We start from the raw sequence: 17,668 nt of genomic DNA on the forward strand, positions 1-17,668 counted from the left end.
GGTCTCGGAAGCGTCCACTTCCGGCACGGGTCAGGCGGGCACGAGCGCGCTTTCGATCGCCGCCGGCAGCCGGTCCGGCGCAAACGGCTTGTGCAGAAGGTGGAAGCTCAAAAGATCACTCGTTCATTGTGGTGTGCACGAGCGTCGGCGGTTGAGAGGCATACCATTCGGCCGCTTCGTCCATCTCCTGCGGGGTCATGCGCCGGGCGACGTTGCGCATCTGTTGGCTGATGTCGTTGCGCCGACTGCCCGAAGCGAAGGCCTGCAACTGTGCCTTGATGTAGGCGGCCGGCTGCCCCTCGAGCCAGGGGCTGCCGGTCTTGTTGTCGAGGGCGCCGTGACACGAGCCGCAGGGCGCGATGTTGCGCAATGGGGCGCCGTTGATGACGATCCGTGGCGCCGGCCGGTCCTGGTCGGGATGGTACCCGGGCAGCTTTGGAAGATACGCGTAGTAGGCCGCGAGATCGGCCATGTCCCGCTCGGAGAGGTTCACCGCAAAGGGTGTCATGATCGCGTTGACCCGCGCACCGGTCTTGAAGTCCATCAGTTGCTTGTAGACCACGGCGGCGTACTGCCCGGCGAGGTTGGGCGAGTCCGCGCGGCTGACGCCGGTCGGGCCATGGCAGATGGCGCATTGCTGCGCCAGCGTCGCGCCGCGGCCGACCGCTTCCGGCGCCGCCGCCTCGGGCAACGCGGAGGTGACCACCACCCGGGTGAGTTTGCCGTCCGGCTGGACGGGCGCGGCGCTCGACGGTGCTTTGGGGACGCCGGCGGCGCTGCAGATCGCGTCCCACAAGCCGGCGAGCTTCAGATCCGGCTGAGCATAGGGCAACAGCACGAAGCCGCCCAGCGCCGTCACCGCGAGAATCCCCAGGGTGATGCCGACGCTGCGCGAAAACCATGGGTTCTTCGGCGTGAACAGGTCGTCGCTCATGGGCTGGCTCCGACATAGACCGCCGGCACGGAGGTGTCCGGACGCAAGGCGAGCTGGGCGATGGGAAAGCCGTAGTTCGTTACCGTCAGTCCGACCATCAGGGCGAGCCAGAGGGCGTAACTGTTGAGAGCGGCCGGGATCGAGACCGGCGGGTGCACGGCGACGGCGAAGCGGTACGCGCCCGCGTCTTCCCGTGGCGCCCGATGCGCGCGGAGGAGAACAAGCAGGAACAGCAGCCCGGACCCGGCGAGGATGAAGCCGCCGACCGCGGACATCGTGACGGAAATGGCCTGCGGCGCCACCGCCGGATCCGCGTAGTCGAAATAGGCCATGCGCCGCGGCATGCCGAGGATGCCGACCCAGTGCCAGGGGAAGGTCGTCACGATCATGCCGGCGAACCACAGCCACAGCTGGAGGCGCATCAACCGGAGCTCAGGGAGGGCCCGGCCGGTGAGGTGCGGCCACAGGTCGTAGGCGATCGCGAAATACATGATCACGATCGCGCCGCCGAAGATCAGGTGGAAATGCCCGGTGATCCACTGCGTGTTGTGGATGGTCGTGTCGAGCTGATAGCTCATGTTGATGAGCCCGCCCGCACCGCCGAAGCCGAGCAGGACGAAGGAGAAGGCGACGGCCAGCATGATCGGGTTGGACCACGGCAACGCCCGGACCCAGCCGAGCGGCCCCCTCCCGCCCCGCAGGCGCGCCGCGATCTCGATCGAGGCGCAGATGGTGAATACGGTCAGCAGCGTCGGCAGGGCGACCAGCGCGGTGAAGGCCGAGTGGATGAACTTGAAGCCCGCCCCGACCTGCGGGTCGGCGAAGGTGTGATGGATGCCGATCGGCATGGCGACGACGAGGAACAGGATGAAGGAAATCCTGGCCATCGTATCGCTGTAGATCTTGCCGCCGATTGCCCGTGGCACGATCGTGTAATAGGCGATGTAGGTCGGCACCAACCAGAAATAGACGATGGCGTGCAGCGTCCACGAGAAGAAAACGCGCGCCAGTCCGGCGTCGATCGTCGACTTGAGCCCGAAAGCCACCGGCAAGATCTGAAACAGCAGTTCCAGGGCGGCCCCCACCGAGGTCCAGGCCCACAGATACGCTCCCGCAACGTTGGCGAACATCGGCAGGGGCACCGGCGCGCCGGGGTTGGCCTTCTTCCAGATGTGCAGGTTGATCAACATCAGGGCAACCCAGAACCACGAGCCGACCACCACCAGGACCACCCCGAGGTAGTAGAAGGGACTCCCGATCAGGGGGGATAGAAGGTGTAGAGCACCGACGCGCGCCCGAGCGAGACCGGAACCATGGCGGTGATTGCGCCCACCACGATCAGCCAGAACCCGGCCCAGGCCCACCGGCGGCCGATCAGCGGCTGCTTCAGCGCCACCTCGCTGATGGCGTAGCCAAATCCCATGGCCACCAGGGTCGGAAACACGTAGCCCATGACGGTGCCGTGCGCGGTCAACGACCGGTAGTACCACTCCGGATTGCTGATCCAGGTGTGCAACGGGCTGCGGATGAACATCTGCCAGGCGCCGAGCAGCAGAGCGAGCCCGAACACCGCGAAGGCGAGCCAGAAATGGGCGAGGACGAGGCGTTTACTGATCAACACAGGTGAGCCTCCGCTTGTCGGCGCTCAGGGACAGGAACTCGGTCTTGTCGACGACCTTCACCTTGGCCCATATGCCTTCGTGGCCGACACCGCAGAACTCATGACACGGCATCAGCCGCTCGCCGGGCGTGCTGAAGCGGGCGGGGATCGCGGACACGTAGCCGGGGACCAGCATGGTGTTGATGTTGGTCCCATGAATGAGAAAACCGTGGACGACATCGGGGCTGGTCGCCCGGAACACCACGGGGGTATCCGTCGGCACAACCATGCATTGGGGTGTGAAGCTGTACTGCTGGCCGATGACCCGGACCGTCACCGACCCATCGGGCTCGACGGCGCTGCCGAGGTTGCTCTCCACGAATTCGCCCGCGAGGTGCAGCGTTGCCGGCTCGACCGTCTCGACCCTGGCCTGGGGCATGGTGGCTTGGTGGATGCCGGCGAAGGCCGCCAAGCCGGCGAGCAGCACGATGATGGCGACCGACAGCGTCGCCCAGCGCCGCTCGACGCGTTCGGCGACGTGGGCGCCTTCCGGGGCATGGCCGTGCATGGTCATCGGCGCTCTCCATCATGGCCCCCGGGGTAGGAACACGAACAGGTAGAAGGCGAACCAACACGCCACGACGATGGCCGTCGCGATGGCGGCCAAAGTCACGGCGCCCCTGGGGCCGGCGCGCACAATGCCACCGACCTCGTCGGTCTCGGCGGCTTCATCGCGTTCGCGCAGGGGAGGAGAGTTCAGCATGGCATCAGTCCAGGGAGGCGGAGCGAAGCTGGTTGGCGTCTTGGGCGCTGACGGCCGCGCCGCGGTTGCCCCAAGAGGTGCGGATGTAGGTGACCACCGCGGCGACCTCATTGTCCGAAAGGGATTGGGCGAACGGCGGCATGCCGTACGGCCGCGGGTTGCCGGCCGTGCCGGGGGATAGCCCCCGTTCAGCACCATGCGGATGGCGTTCACGGCCGAGGACATCTGGATCGACTGGTTGCCGGCGAGCGGCGGATAATGCGGCGGCTTTCCTTGTCCCTGCGTGCCATGGCAGCTGGCGCATTGTCCATCGTAGACCGTTTTGCCCAGCGCCAGCAGAAGGCTGCTCTCGGTCGAAGGGACGCTGGAGGTTGCCGGTGGGGCGACCTCCTGGCCGAGGCTCTTCAGGTAGACCGCCATCGCCCGGGTGTCCTCGGGGGTGAGGTATTGCAGGCTGTTGTAGGTGACCTCGGCCATGGGGCCATAGACCACGCCACGCTTCGAGACGCCGGTCCGCAGCAGGTCGGAGATGTCCTCGATGCTCCAGTCCCCGAGCCCGGCCTCCCGGTTCGAGGTCAGCGACGGCGCGTACCAGTTCTGCATGGGGATGAGGCCACCCTGGAAGGCCTGTGACTCCGAGCTTCCGCCCAGCGCGTTGATGGCGGTGTGGCACATGCCGCAGTGGCCAAGCCCCTCGACGAGGTAGGCGCCACGGTTCCATTCCGCCGACTGGCTCGGGTCGGGCTTGAACTCGCCCTCGCGGAAGAACAGCGTCCTCCAGCCGAGGATGAGTTGGCGGTTGTTGTATGGGAATTTCAGGTCGTGCGGCCGGTTCGGCTGCTTCACCGGAGGGACCGACATCAGGTACGCATAGATCGCGTCGCTGTCCTCCCGGGTCACCTTGGTGTAGGAGGCGAACGGCATGGCGGGGTACAGCAGGCCGCCGTCCGGCGAGCGGCCAGTGTGCATCATTCCATAGAACTGGTCGGCGGTCCACGTGCCGATACCGGTGTCCGGGTCCGGCGTGATGTTCGACGTGAACAGTGTGCCGAAGGGGGTCGGCATCGGCCGGCCGCCGGCGAAAGGCCTGCCTTCGGGGGCCGTGTGGCAGGCAATGCAATCACCCGCCCGGGCGAGGTACTCGCCCGTGGCGAGCATCACGGCGCCCGGCTTGCCCGCAGGAGCGGGTTGCGCCAGTGCTCCGCCCGCCGTCACGAGGGCTGCGACCAGCGCCGGGATCGTCTTATGAAGAGGCCTGGGCACCATACACCTCCTCTCAGTGGGCTTGGCTGCCGCAGGCGAACGGCAACGCGTAGGACCCCCGTGGCGGGGGCCGCCGCTCGGCCGGGGCCGGCCGCGACGACAGCCACGCCGCGATCGCCGTCACGTCACCTTCGGTCAGGCGTGCGGCGACCGCCTGCATGCAGTCCGGCGCCAGGGCCGTGCGGGTCCCATAGCGCCAGCCGCCGAGCTGGGCGCTGATGTAGCTTGGGCGCAGGCCGAGCAGGCCCGGGATTCCCGGCTCCATCCCGGTGAGGGTCGAACCGTGGCAGCTCGTGCACGCGGGAATGTTGCGGCTTGCGTCCCCCTGCGTCACCAGGGTCCGGCCATGGGCGAGAATGTCGTCGCCGACGGTCGGGGGAGAGGGTGGCGGCAGTGGCGGGTTCAAGCCGGCGAAGTGGTCGGCCATCTCCTTGAGGTAGGCCTCGGGAAGGAATTCCAGGAGATAGTTCATGGGCGGGTAATGGCGGCGCCCATTTCGAAACGCCAACAGCTGGTTGTGGAGGTATCCGGCGGGTTTTCCGGCAAGCCGGGGAAAGTACGGATCCTTTGTTCCCTCGCCGACGGCGCCATGGCAGGGCGCGCAGGCCCGAACACGCTCGGCCATGGTGTCGGGCGGGCTTTCGGGGGTCTCGCCACGTGCCGGAGCCAAGGTCGACAGCGCCAGGGCGGTCACGGCTGCCCCGAGGCTGATCCTGAGCGGCGCCACCCGTCGGCGCTGTTCAGCCTCCCTGCTAGGGAGAATCCGATCATGCATGGACAGCTGCCTTTTAGGTTGGACGCGTCTCATCACCATGGCCGGCTGGAGCGTCATTGATGAACCATGTCAAAACGGTCTGTATCCGGTCTCAGTTCCGGGGCGCGCGAGGTTCTGTTGCAAAATTGGATGGTGGGCGCGGAGATTCAGCAACGCCGTCGACATCTTGGCGTCCCCGAAGACGCTCGGCCATTCGGCAAAGGCCAGGTTGGTGGTGACGATCACCGAGGTCTTCTAATAGAGCCGGCTCATCCGACCGTATTTGCTGGCCAGCTTCTCGATGAGCCGGCGCACGGCGTCGGCCCGGTTGGGGCTCTCGCCCAGAAAGCGCACCTCGCCCGAGCGCCCGGGCTCGGCCACCGCGACGGCGATCGTCTCTTTGTGCGTGTCCATGGCGACAACCACCCCGCTATTCTGCTCCATGGCTCGCCTCCTGTGTCTGAGGCAAGGCGCCGGCCCACCCGGCGCAACCCTCGTTCGCGACATGACGTGAGACGAGCCACCTTCAGCTCAGCAGGGCCATGGGATCTAGAGCGCCTCCGACTTCACAAAACCGAGGTGATCCGGCGCGGAGTATCGCGGCGGGGGGCGTGACAATTTGTGACACGGCGGTCGGTAAGAAGAAGTAGGAAATGGTAACAGACGGTAACAAATTCCCTTTTATAAACAATAGGTTCTCGGATTCTGCAAGGCTTGAGAAGGGCCAAAATCCGCTTCCCAAGCTTACGACGAGGGTTCGATTCCCTTCACCCGCTCCAAGTTCCGGTCTCCGGATCGCAGGTGCCCCGCCCGGTCGAGCGGGGCTTTTTTGTTTCCGACGAGTTTCGGGCGATAGCCTCCTCACATGCCATACCTGTGCGCATCACGGCCTCAGAAGCTAACCCTAAGATGCAGATGTTACTCAGTGTCGATGTTCAAGGAGCACTGTTCTCCGAAATAGGCACATCTTAGTTATATTCTAGTATTTCATACAATTTTTCTAACGTCATGAATTGACTTTTCCCTTTTTGATGGCACAATGTTCATATTTGCATAGATAGCGGTGTTAGATGTGATCACGAATATCAATGGGACGCGCCCAAAAGTAACATTTGTAGAACAGGATGCACCGATTGAAGAGTACGGTCGAGCTCTGTACGCAGTTGCTCGTTCTGTACTCCGCGCTCATTTGGATGCCTTAAGTAATGAGGATCTAACAGACCTGAACACGCCGCTGGTAGACGTAAGGATGAGGCAGTTGGCCAAAGTCTGCCGTCTTGACCGTGATCTCGGAATGCGCGGCGATGGCTTTGAATGGGCTGTTCACGAGGCTGTCCTCGGGAAAGAACCGAGGGTGATGGAGCCTCTATCTGCGGCTATGCATCGTGCATCTCAGTTTCTGAAAGATGTTGAGCCAAACTCGTTGATGTTTGGTCAAGAAAGAGCAAGATATTTGGGATTTACAGAGGCTATTGTTGATGAAGCAGGGACAGATGCATATTTACTACCAGAAGGCAGCGGTCGGCCATTCAAGTTTGGGCCTTGGGTAGCTACTGCCGCTGCAGGAAAAGCAGCGGAGCCTCATCTACCTGAGCGCATCAAAGCTATATGGAAGACTGATTTGTTCCTTTCTGGTGAAGGAAACCCTAGGTACTTGGCCGCGACCGTCAAATCCAATTTTGCCCAGCTAGAAGGTGGACGGGGTCTCAGGATAGGGATTGTTCCCGAATCTCCTATCAATAATCAAAGTGGTGTTAGATATAGTAATAATCATAAGCTTTGGGTTGTTAGTCTCGCAGATCCTAACGGTTTCATGGGACTTTTTAATGACGCATATATGGCAGTAGGCAGAGCCCTTTGCACACTCGGTAAACAATCACAACCACCATATTATACAAAACCCAGTGCAAAAGCGCAGAAAGTGCAGATTCAACTTGAAAGATACCCAGATGCAACAGTTCTTGAAATCGAAGATGCTTTAGATGAAGCAGCGCAACAAAAACTCGTTTCTGTTAAAAACCAACTTGTTCGCGTTAACGCTCCAGACTGGCTCCACATCAAAGCCATGGCCCCTAGAATTATTACAGCTAAGCCAAAATTCGACAGAATAGACTAGTAAAAAACACACAAACTGGGGCTCCTGAAAGTAACAGAGCTTCCGGGGAATCCTTACCCGCAGCATGCCCCGGCCGCCGTCTCCGCAGCCGCCGGGGCGCCGTTGCGTTACCGCACCAGTCCGCGCAGGCGGTACAGTTCCTCCAGCGCCTGGCGGGGGGTCAGGCTGTCGGGGTCGATGGACTTCAGGGCCTCCTCGACCGGCGAGGGGCCGGCGGGGGGTCGGCCTCGGGCGCGGCGGCCGGCGGGGCTGGCGCTTCAACGCCGCGCTGAACAGCGGCAGATCCTCGGCCAGTCGGTGGATGGCGGCGTTCTGGTCGCCCGACTCCAGCAGCTTCAACACCGCCTCGGCACGCGCCACCACCGCAGGCGGCAGGCCGGCCAGCTTGGCGACGTGGATGCCGTAGCTGCGGTCGGCAGCCCCCGCCGTCACCTCGTGCAGGAAGACCACGTCGCCCTGCCACTCCTTGATCCGCATGGTGTGGCAGGACAGCGCCGGCAGCTTGGCCGCCAGCATGGTCAGCTCGTGATAGTGGGTGGCGAACAGAGCCCGGCAGCGGTTGACGTCGTGCAGGTTCTCCACGCAAGCCCAGGCGATCGACAGGCCGTCGAAGGTCGCCGTGCCGCGGCCGATCTCGTCGAGGATCACCAGGGCGCGCGGGCCGGACTGGTTCAGGATGGCCGCCGTCTCCACCATCTCCACCATGAAGGTCGACCGGCCGCGGGCGAGGTCGTCGGCGGCGCCGACCCGGCTGTAGAGCCGGTCGACCGCCCCGATATGGGCATGGTCGGCCGGAACGAAGCTGCCCATCTGGGCCAGCACCGCGATCAGCGCGTTCTGCCGCAGGAAGGTCGACTTGCCGGCCATGTTGGGGCCGGTCAGCAGCCACAGCCGGTTGTCGGGGGCGAGGTCGCAGTCGTTGGCAACGAAGGGGCCGGCGTTGGCGGCGTCCAGCACCGCCTCCACCACCGGATGACGGCCGCCGCGGATGCTGAAGGCGACGGTGTCGTCCACCTGCGGCCGGGTATAGCGGCGCTCCACCGCCAGTTCGGCCAGCGAGGTCGCGACGTCGAGCGCCGCCAGCGCGTGGGCCGCCTGGGCGATGGTGTCGGACTGGTCGCAGACCAGCGCCACCAGCTCGTTGAACAGCTCCATCTCCACCGCCAGCGCCCTGTCGGCCGCCTCGGAGATGCGGCGCTCCAGGTCCGACAGCTCCACCGTGCCGAAACGGACGGCGTTCGCCATGGTCTGGCGGTGCATGAAGACCTCGCGCCCCTGCCCGCTCATCAGCTTGTCGGCATGGGTCGCGGAAACCTCGATATGGTATCCCAGCACGTTGTTGTGCTTGACCTTCAGCGAAGGCACCCCGGCCAGCCCGGCATATTTGGCCTGCAGGCCGGCGATCAGGCGGCGGCTCTCGTCGCGCAGGGTCACCAGCTCGTCCAGCGCATAGGAATAGCCCTGGGCGATGAAGCCGCCGTCGCGCGCCAGCAGGGGCAGCTCCGGCGCCAGCGCTTGCGTCAAGCGGCCGACCAGCTCCGTATGGTCGCCCAGCCGGCGGTCCAGCTTGCCGAGCCCGTCCGGCAGCGGGCCGATGCGGCCATCGGCCAGCAGGGCGCGGACCGTCGCCGCTTGCGTCAACCCGTCCCGGATGGCGGCGAGGTCGCGCGGGCCGCCGCGCCCCAGTGCCAGGCGGGACAGCGCGCGCTCCAGCTCCGGGCAGCGGCGCAGCGTCTCGCGCAGGTCGGCGCGCAGCCGCTCCTCGGCCAGCATGAACTCGACCATGTCGAGCCGGCGGGCGATGGCGGCGGGGTCGGTCAGCGGGGCCGAGAGATGGGCGGCCAGCAGCCGGGCGCCGGCGCCGGTCACCGTGCGGTCGATGGTGGCGAGCAGGCTGCCCCTGCGCTCGCCCGTCAGGGTGCGGGTCAGCTCCAGGTTGCGGCGGGTGGCGGCGTCGATCTCCATCACCGCGCCGGGGCCGACGCGGCGCGGCGGCGACAGGCGGGGGACGCGGCCCTTTTGCGTCAACTCGACATAGGCGACCAGCGCGCCGGCCGCCGCGACCTCGGCCCGGCCGAACTGGCCGTAGGCGTCGAGCGTGCCGACGCCGTAGAGCGACAGCAGGCGCTGCCGGCCGTTCTCGCTGTCGAAGCGCGGGTTGGGCTGGACGGTCAGGCGGGACTTCCACTCCGCCCACAGCTCGAACAGCTCCTCGACTTGCGTCAACTTCTCGGGGACCAGCACCTCCTGCGGGTCGAGCCGGCCGAGGGCGGCGGCAAGGCCGGGACGCTCCACCGGCTGCACCACCAGTTCGCCGGTCGACAGCTCCAGCCAGGCGAGCCCCAGCCCGCCCGCGACCTCCGCCACCGCGGCCAGCCAGTTGGAGGAGCGGGCGTCGAGCAGGCTGTCCTCGGTCAGGGTGCCGGGAGTGACGATGCGGATCACGCCACGCTTCACCACGGACTTGCTGCCGCGCTTCTTCGCCTCCGCCGGATCCTCCATCTGTTCGCAGATGGCGACGCGGAAGCCCTGGCGGATCAGGCGCTGCAGATACGACTCGTGGCTGTGGACCGGCACGCCGCACATGGGGATGTCCTCCCCCAGATGCTGGCCGCGCTTGGTCAGGGCAATGTCCAGCGCGCGGGCGGCGTTCACCGCGTCCTCGAAGAACATCTCGTAGAAGTCGCCCATCCGGTAGAACAGCAGGCAGTCCGGGTGGGCCTGCTTGATCTCCAGATACTGCGCCATCATCGGGGTGGCGCCGTCCGGGATGGCGGTCTCGGGCGTGGAGGCGAGGGTATCGGACACGGGCGGACAGACCGGGTTCTTGAGGACGGGACGCCGGCACCCTAGCACGGGGCGGCGGGGCGGGACAAAGCGCCGCGCAGCACCACGTTCCGTTGCCGGGGGAGGATGCGGGGCCTAGACTGTTAGCCCCCATATAATGGCCATGTCCACAGGACATATAGTGGCCATGTCCACAGGACAGGCCGGGCTCATATGGTGGGACGAGAGCCGTTTCGCGAGGGGAGGATCATGCCATGACGCAAGCGGTAGAGACGGGCGCCACCCGGGAGATACGCGAGATCGTCGCCCTGTTCGATACCCGCGCCGGCTTCGACCGCGCGGTGGCGGCCCTGCTGCAGGCCGGGTTCGACCGGTCCGACCTGTCGGTGCTGGCCAGCCACAGCTCGCTGGAGGTCGCCGACTCCAAGCCGGCCAAGCCGCGGGACGAGGCGCTGACCGGCCTGGTGGGAGAGCTGAAATACGCCTTCCCGCTGACCACCGCCGGGCTGATCGCCATCGTCGGCGGTCCGATCGAGGCGGCGCTGGCCGCCCTGGTCGCGGCCGGTCTCGGCGGCGTCGCCATCAAGGACTACCTCGACGAGCTGACCAGCCATCCGAAGACCGACGAGTTCACCCGCGCGCTGGAGGCCGGCGGCGTCATCCTGTGGGTGACCGTCGCCGACGAGGCGGCCGAGGCGCGGGCGACGGAGGTGCTGGAGCGCGAAGGCGGACGCAACGTCCACCTGTCGACCCGCGAGGGATAGCGGCAACGGGTCCGGCGGCGGGTCAAGCAACGGAGTCGAGGGACCGGGACGCGGCTCAGGCGCTCATGTCGACCATCGAGCCGCGCCGGGTCTCCTTGCCGGTCAGCTTGCGCTTGAGATCCTCGGCGATCTCCTTCTCGATCGCCTCCCGCTTGGCCGGATCCATGGTCTTGAGATCCTCCTCCGACAGGCGGTGGCTGGCGAGCCACGCCTCGCGGATGCGCTGGGCCGGCGTCTTGCGGATCTCGGCCAGGAACGCCTCGCTGGCGCCGGGCTTGGCCGCGGCGGAACTCTCGCCGGCTGTCTGCCCAGCCGTTCCCTGCCCGGCCGTCCGCTCCGCAGGGCGGGTCTGGGCGTAGGGGTTGGAGCCATAGCTGGAAATCTGCATCGCTGCCTCACCATCGGCGACGGATCTGCCGCATCCGGCGGGCGATGCCGCCGGTGCAACGACAGGCTGTGCAGATTTCGGGCCAGGACCGCGGACCTTGCGGCACAAGGGTCCGGCCCTGCGACACGTGTGGATGCGGCGGCGGAACCCCGCCGGGCGGCAGGATCTGCCGGGACGTTTTTTCCTGGTCCGAGGCTATGCGGTGCGAAGCGACGGGCGGGTCAGGCGGCTCGGGCGCGGCTGCCGTCCCGCCGTCGGGCGACAGGCCGCAGGCCATGGGTCCTGAAGGCCGCCTGGACGATGGCGGCCCAGCCCATGCGGATCACCGCGATCTTGCAGGCCCGCCCCACCGCGGGGCTGGCGACCAACTCGCCGGCCTGGGCCAGCAGGGCGTCGTGCAGCGCGTAAGGATGCAGCGCCGCCACCCGTTCCAGCCGGGCCATCAGTCCGGACGGGCTGTGATGTCCCACCCGCCGCTCCGCCTGGAACAGCGCGTCGCCGAGGGCGGCCAGTTCCCGCCGTGCCAGATCCGCGTCGCCGCCCATCCTCGCCCTCCCCCACCGCTGCAGGACCCAGACTGGCGCCGGCGGCGGCCAAGCGCAGTGACGGCCGTCACAGGGCGTACCGTCGGGGACGCATGTCGGGGACTCACGTCGGGGGCCGGGCAGAGCACAGGACCGGACGAATCGCATGGCTGGACTGTGCGTGCGGGCGGGTGGTTTTGCCGGTATAGTCCTGCCACCATCATGGGTCCGTCCCTCGATGTCTGACCGAAGGCGCCCCCCGCCGGGACGCCGAACGCCGAAGGTTGACACCTTGCCGATGCTCTCCGCCCGTGCCGCCGCCCCGGCGCCCGCTCCCGCCATCCGGAACAAGCGCGCCATCATCTCCCGCCGCAAGCTGTCCGGAGACCTGGAAGAGCTTCTGGCGACGCATGGCACCGGCGAGGGGCTGCGGCCGGCGCTGATCGCCGCCCTGCGCGGCACGCTGGCCGCCGGACGGGCGGAGATCCGCGCCCGCTTCGATGCCGAGGGCTCCGGCGAGAGCTGCGTGCGGGAGACCTGCTACCTCGCCGACCGGCTGGTCGGGACGCTGGCCGACTTCACGGTTCAGCACATCTTCCCCTCCGCCAACCCGACCGCCGGCGAGATCTTCGACATCGTCGCCACCGGCGGCTACGGCCGCGGCGAACTGGCGCCCTGCTCCGACATCGACCTGCTGTTCCTGCTGCCCTACAAGCGCACGCCGCGGGTGGAGCAGGTGGTGGAGTACATGCTCTACATCCTGTGGGACCTCGGGCTGAAGGTCGGCCATGCGGTGCGCAGCGTGGACGAGTGCATCCGCCAGTCCAAGGCCGACGTCACGATCCGCACGGCGGTGCTGGAATCGCGTTATCTCTGGGGACCGGGCAAGCTGTTCGGCGAGCTGCGCCGCCGCTTCGACAAGGAGGTGGTGGCCGGCTCCGGGCCGGAGTTCGTCGAGGCCAAGCTGGCCGAGCGCGACAACCGGCACCTGAAGATGGGCGACAGCCGCTATGTGCTGGAACCCAACCTGAAGGACGGCAAGGGGGGCCTGCGCGATCTGCAGACCCTGTTCTGGATCGCCAAGTACCTCTACCGCGTCGAGGGGGTGGACGAGCTGGTCGGCAAGAAGGTGCTGACCCCGGAGGAGGCACAGCGCTTCGCCAAGGCGCAGAACTTCCTGTGGACCGCGCGCTGCCACCTGCATTACCTGACCGGCCGCCTGGAGGACCGCCTGACCTTCGACGTGCAGTCGGAGATCGGCGCGCGCATGGGCTACACGGAGCATGCCGGCACCAAGGGCGTCGAGCGCTTCATGAAGCACTACTTCCTGGTCGCCAAGGACGTCGGCGACCTGACGCGCATCTTCTGCGCCGCGCTGGAGGCGGAGTCGAAGCGCCCGCCCAAGTTCAACATCCTGCGCCTGGCCGCCCTTGCCCGCCGCAAGGACGTCGACGGCTTCATCGTCGACGGCGAGCGGCTGAACGCGCGGGACGAGCGGCAGTTCAAGGACAACCCGATCGACATGATCCGGCTGTTCCACACCGCCCAGCAGCACGACATCGACATCCACCCGGCGGCCCTGCGCGCCATCACCCGGTCGCTGTCGGCGATCGGGCCGAAGCTGCGCGCCGATCCGGAGGCCAACCGGCTGTTCCTCGACATGCTGACCGGGCGCAAGGACCCGGAGATCACGCTGCGCCGCATGAACGAGGCCGGCGTGCTTGCCCGCTTCATCCCCGACTTCGGCCGGGTGGTGGCGCAGATGCAGTACGACATGTACCACGTCTTCACGGTGGACGAGCACACGCTGTTCGCGCTCGGCATCCTGCACAAGATCGAGGCGGGCGAGCTGAAGGACGAGCTGCCGCTGTGTTCCGACGTGATCCACAAGGTGGTGTCGCGGCGCGCGCTCTATGTCGCGCTGCTGCTGCACGACATCGCCAAGGGGCGCGGCGGCGACCATTCCGTGCTCGGCGCCCGGGTGGCGGAGAAGCTGTGCCCGCGGCTGGGGCTGACCGCGGAGGAGACGGAGACGGTGGCCTGGCTGGTGCGCTGGCACCTCGCCATGTCCTTCACCGCCTTCAAGCGCGACCTGGAGGACGAGAAGACGGTGCGCGACTTCGTCTCGCTCGTCCAGTCGCCGGAGCGGCTGCGGCTGCTGCTGGTGCTGACCGTCGCCGACATCCGGGCGGTGGGGCCGCAGCGCTGGAACAACTGGAAGGCCACGCTGCTGCGCGAGCTCTACAACCGGTCGGAGGAGCTGATGTCCGGCGGCATGTCGGGCGAAGGACGGGTGCGCCGCATCCAGGCGGCCCAGGCGGCCCTGCGCGCCGAGCTGACCGACTTCGACGACGCGGCCTTCGACGCGCACCTGACGCTGGGCTATCCGGCCTACTGGCTGGCCTTCGACGCCGAGACGCTGGCCCACCACGCCCGTCTCGTCCGCGACGCCGAGCGGGAGCAGCGGCCGCTGACGGTCGACACCCGCATCGACCGCGGCCGGGCGGTGACCGAGGTCACCATCTACGCCACCGACCACCACGGCCTGTTCTCCCGCCTTGCCGGGGCGCTGGCGGCCTGCGGGGCCGACATCGTGGACGCCCGCATCTTCACGATGACCAACGGCATGGCGCTCGACGTCTTCTCGGTGCAGGACGCGGCGGGCGGCGGCGCCTTCGAGAGCGGCGACAAGCTCGCCAAGCTGTCGGTGATGATCGAGCGGGTGCTGTCCGGCCACCTGAAGCCGCTGCAGGAGCTGGCCACCCGGCGGACCACCGCCTCCAGCCGCACCCGCGTCTTCCACGTGCCGCCGCGCGTGCTGATCGACAACAACGCCTCCACCACCCACACGGTGATCGAGGTGAACGGGCGCGACCGGCCGGGGCTGCTGTACGACCTGACGCGGGCGCTGTCGAACCTGACGCTGCAGATCTCCTCGGCGAAGATCTCGACCTTCGGGGAAAAGGCGATCGACGTCTTCTACGTGAAGGACGTCTTCGGCCTGAAGGTGACGCACGAGGCCAAGCTGGCGAAGATCAAGGAGCGGCTGCTGCACGCGCTGGCCGACCCGGCCGGCGACGTTCCGCCCCCCGCCGCCGTCAAGCGCACCCGCCGCCGCCCGGAAACGGCGGAGGGCTGACGCTCTACGCCACCCGCTTGGGGTCGCGCGCGACGAGCGGGGGAACGGGGACGGCCGGCACCACCTCCGCCAGGGCGGCGCGCAGCTCCTGTGCCGCGACCGGCTTGTGCATGACGCGGAAATCGCCGGCCTCCGCCTCCTGAACACGGGCGGGGGCCGTGTCGCCGGTCACCAGGATGCCGGGCACCGGACGGCCGAGCAGGTTGCGCACGTCGCGGATCGCCTCGGTCCCGGTCCGGCCGCCGCGCAGGCGGTAGTCGGCCAGGATGGCGTCGGGGCCGGCGCCGCGGCTCGCCTGGTCCAGCGCCTCGGCGCAGGATTCGGCCAGCAGGACGCGGTAGCCCCACTCCTCCAGCATGGCGCAGAGCCCCTCGCGCACGATCTCGTCATCCTCCACCACCAGGATGGTGGCGGTCGCCCGCCGCTCCGCCGGGCCGGCGGCGGGCACGGCTGCGGCGGCCGGCGCCGCCGCCAGCGGCACCTCCACCATGAAGACCGAGCCGCGGCCGGGCTCCGAGCGCAGCGTGACCCGGTGCCCCATCATCTGGGCGAGGCGCCGCACCACCGCCAGCCCGAGGCCGAGGCCCTGGTCGCGGTTGCGCCCGGCGTTGCCGACCTGGACGAACTCCTGGAAGATGTCCTCCTGCTTGTCGGCCGGGATGCCGATGCCGGTGTCCCACACCTCGATCCGCAGCCGGTCGCCGCGCCGCCGGCAGCCGACCAGCACCCGGCCGGTGTCGGTGTAGCGCAGCGCGTTCTCCACCAGGTTCTGCAGGATGCGGCCCAGCAGCATGGGGTCGCTGTGGACATGGGCCGAACAGGGCATGATGTGCAGGATCAGCTTCTTCTGGACGGCTACCGGCCGGCTGTTGGCGCCGATGCGGTCCAGCAGGTCGTTGACCGGGAAGTCCGCCGGTTCCGGCGTGATCACCCCGGCCTCCAGCCGCGAGACGTCGAGCAGCCCGTCCAGCAGCATCTTCAGGGCGCCCAGCGCCCGGTCCATGGTTCCCAGCACGTTGCGGGTCATGGCGTCGGTGGCGCGGGCCGACAACACCTCCATCAGCAGCATCAGCGACTGCACCGGTTGACGCAAGTCGTGGCTGGCGGCGGCGAGGAACTTGGACTTCGCCACGTTGGCGCGGTCGGCCTCGCGCCGCGCCTCGGCCAGCTCGGCCTGGATGCGCTTGTGCTCGGAGATGTCGCGGACGATGGCGATCAGGTTGACGAGACGCCCCGCCTCGTCCCGCACCGGCGAGGCGCGCAGCTCGAGATGCGTATCGACGGTGCCGGGGGAATGGAACTCCACCCGCTCGTCCCGCCCCACCGCAACGGCGGCGCGCAGCGGCTCCAGTGCCGCGGGGTCGGACACCGCCAGTTCCAGCGCGTTCAGCGCACCCTGGCCGGACAGGATCTCGGAGGGCAGGCCCATCAGCCGCTCGAAGGCGGGGTTGGCGTAGACGATGGGCATGCCGGTCCTGGTGGCGTCGGCGATCAGGATGCCGTCGCCGCTCCAGGCCATGGCGCGGTTGCGCACGCGAAGCGCCCGGTCGGTGCGGCGGCGCCAGCCGAGCTCGACGACGAAGCCGACGGTGAACAGCAGGATCACCGCGGTGGTGGCGATCGCCAGCGCGACGTAGAGGCGGGCGTTCTGCCGCCACGGGCCGAACACCTCCTCCACCGCCTCGCCCACCACGGCCACCAATGGATAGCCGAGGGCGGTGCGGTAGGCCAGGATGCGCTCCACCCCGTCCACCGGGCTGACCGCCCGCAGATGGCCGCTCGGCCTGGCGGTTTCGGCCTGCCAGACCTCCGGCGCCGCCAGATTGCGGCCGGCAACCTCGCTGTTCAGCGCATGGCGGGCCAGCACCGCCCCGTCGGTGCGCACCAGCGCCACCGAGGCGCCGGGCTGCAGGCCGAGCACATTGTAGAAGCGGCTGAAGGCGTCGACCGGGATGTCCGCCACGGCGACGCCGGCGAATTCGCCCTGCGGCCCCTCCAGCCGGCGGGACACCGGGATCAGCACGTCGCGAGTGTCCGGCGCCACATAGGGCAGCCCGATGACCAGCGACCGCCGCACCGCCTCCTGATGGGCTCGGAACTCCTCGCGGTCCTCGACCGGCGCGCGGAAGGCCGACCGGCCGGACGCCATGGTCAGCATGCCGGCAGGGTCGTAGACGCGCACGGCCACCACCAGCCCCTCCTCGAACGCCCGGCGGGAGGGAAGCTGCATGGCGCGGTTGCGTTCCGCATGCGCCACGAGATCGAGCAGGAGGTCGTCCACCCGGCGGAAGGTGGCGACGGCATGCTCCTCGACCAGCCGGGCGAGCACGGCCGTCTTCTGGTGCGCGGCCAGGTCCAGCAGCCGCTCCTCGCGGCCGAGCCGGTCCATCAGGATCCACCACAGCGCGACGATGGCAAGGGCGACGGCGAACGCGGGAAGCACGAGCCTCGCCTCGACCACCCGCGACTGGGTCACACCGCTGCGCACATATGCCCCCAAGAAACGAGACCGGCCATCGCCCTCTGCGACGATCCGTGGTCATAGGCCGGACGCAGGATGCAGCAATGAGGGTATCGGCGCAACGGTATCGCCGGATGAGTAGAGCGTCCGAAGGGTCGCACCACCGTCGCAACCC

Annotated in this window: 11 protein-coding genes and 3 pseudogenes; 3 read left to right on the forward strand and 11 right to left on the reverse strand. The window is 67.7% G+C overall.

Annotated features, from left to right (window positions below; genetic code table 11):
• Positions 1-115 precede the first annotated feature (115 nt).
• From DEW08_RS06880 to DEW08_RS31520, 7 genes and pseudogenes are all read right to left on the reverse strand, one after another.
• The gene (locus tag DEW08_RS06880; protein ID WP_109325655.1) at positions 116-934 is read right to left on the reverse strand and encodes a c-type cytochrome; all 819 of its coding nucleotides are present in this window, start codon (positions 932-934) and stop codon (positions 116-118) included.
• Positions 931-2,555, reverse strand: a pseudogene (locus DEW08_RS06885) (cbb3-type cytochrome c oxidase subunit I). Before DEW08_RS06885 ends, DEW08_RS06880 begins: the two are co-directional and overlap by 4 nt.
• Positions 2,542-3,108, reverse strand: coding sequence for a cupredoxin domain-containing protein (locus tag DEW08_RS06890; protein WP_109325656.1), 567 nt, complete (start codon positions 3,106-3,108; stop codon positions 2,542-2,544). The pseudogene DEW08_RS06885 and the gene DEW08_RS06890 overlap by 14 nt, the downstream one beginning before the upstream one ends.
• A gap of 12 nt (positions 3,109-3,120) precedes the next feature.
• The gene (locus DEW08_RS06895) at positions 3,121-4,563 is read right to left on the reverse strand and encodes a cytochrome c (protein ID WP_211107181.1); all 1,443 of its coding nucleotides are present in this window, start codon (positions 4,561-4,563) and stop codon (positions 3,121-3,123) included.
• Between the two features lie 10 nt (positions 4,564-4,573).
• Positions 4,574-5,254: a c-type cytochrome gene (locus tag DEW08_RS06900; protein WP_211107183.1), complete on the reverse strand. Its 681-nt coding sequence runs from the start codon at positions 5,252-5,254 to the stop codon at positions 4,574-4,576.
• A gap of 150 nt (positions 5,255-5,404) precedes the next feature.
• Positions 5,405-5,566: pseudogene (locus tag DEW08_RS06905) on the reverse strand (ATP-binding protein); the annotation flags it as partial.
• Between the two features lie 3 nt (positions 5,567-5,569).
• A complete protein-coding gene (locus DEW08_RS31520) occupies positions 5,570-5,758 on the reverse strand; it encodes a hypothetical protein (protein WP_181449458.1) in 189 nt (62 codons plus the stop codon).
• A gap of 628 nt (positions 5,759-6,386) precedes the next feature.
• On the opposite strand from DEW08_RS31520, the gene DEW08_RS30685 reads away from it, so the two are divergent.
• Complete coding sequence (locus DEW08_RS30685) at positions 6,387-7,430, forward strand: hypothetical protein (protein WP_146214660.1); 1,044 nt, start codon at positions 6,387-6,389, stop codon at positions 7,428-7,430.
• A 107-nt stretch (positions 7,431-7,537) separates the two neighbouring features.
• Here DEW08_RS30685 and mutS read toward each other — a convergent pair.
• A pseudogene (mutS, locus tag DEW08_RS06910) lies at positions 7,538-10,181 on the reverse strand (DNA mismatch repair protein MutS).
• A gap of 290 nt (positions 10,182-10,471) precedes the next feature.
• Between mutS and DEW08_RS06915 the strand changes: the two are divergent.
• A complete protein-coding gene (locus DEW08_RS06915; protein WP_109325657.1) occupies positions 10,472-10,981 on the forward strand; it encodes a hypothetical protein in 510 nt (169 codons plus the stop codon).
• A gap of 55 nt (positions 10,982-11,036) precedes the next feature.
• On the opposite strand, the gene DEW08_RS06920 is transcribed toward DEW08_RS06915, so the two are convergent.
• Together DEW08_RS06920 and DEW08_RS06925 are read right to left on the reverse strand one after the other, a co-directional pair.
• The gene (locus DEW08_RS06920) at positions 11,037-11,369 is read right to left on the reverse strand and encodes a hypothetical protein (protein WP_109325658.1); all 333 of its coding nucleotides are present in this window, start codon (positions 11,367-11,369) and stop codon (positions 11,037-11,039) included.
• Positions 11,370-11,590: 221 nt separating this feature from the next.
• The gene (locus tag DEW08_RS06925) at positions 11,591-11,914 is read right to left on the reverse strand and encodes a hypothetical protein (RefSeq protein ID WP_109325659.1); all 324 of its coding nucleotides are present in this window, start codon (positions 11,912-11,914) and stop codon (positions 11,591-11,593) included.
• A 277-nt stretch (positions 11,915-12,191) separates the two neighbouring features.
• On the opposite strand from DEW08_RS06925, the gene DEW08_RS06930 reads away from it, so the two are divergent.
• On the forward strand, positions 12,192-15,032 hold the full coding sequence (locus DEW08_RS06930) for a [protein-PII] uridylyltransferase (RefSeq protein WP_109325660.1): 2,841 nt from the start codon (positions 12,192-12,194) through the stop codon (positions 15,030-15,032).
• A 4-nt stretch (positions 15,033-15,036) separates the two neighbouring features.
• On the opposite strand, the gene DEW08_RS06935 is transcribed toward DEW08_RS06930, so the two are convergent.
• Positions 15,037-17,520, reverse strand: a complete 2,484-nt coding sequence (locus DEW08_RS06935; RefSeq protein ID WP_245986444.1) for an ATP-binding protein — start codon at positions 17,518-17,520, stop codon at positions 15,037-15,039.
• Between the last annotated feature and the right edge of the window lie 148 nt (positions 17,521-17,668).

Origin of the sequence: Azospirillum thermophilum (assembly GCF_003130795.1) — a bacterium.
Taxonomy (GTDB): Bacteria; Pseudomonadota; Alphaproteobacteria; order Azospirillales; family Azospirillaceae; genus Azospirillum; species Azospirillum thermophilum.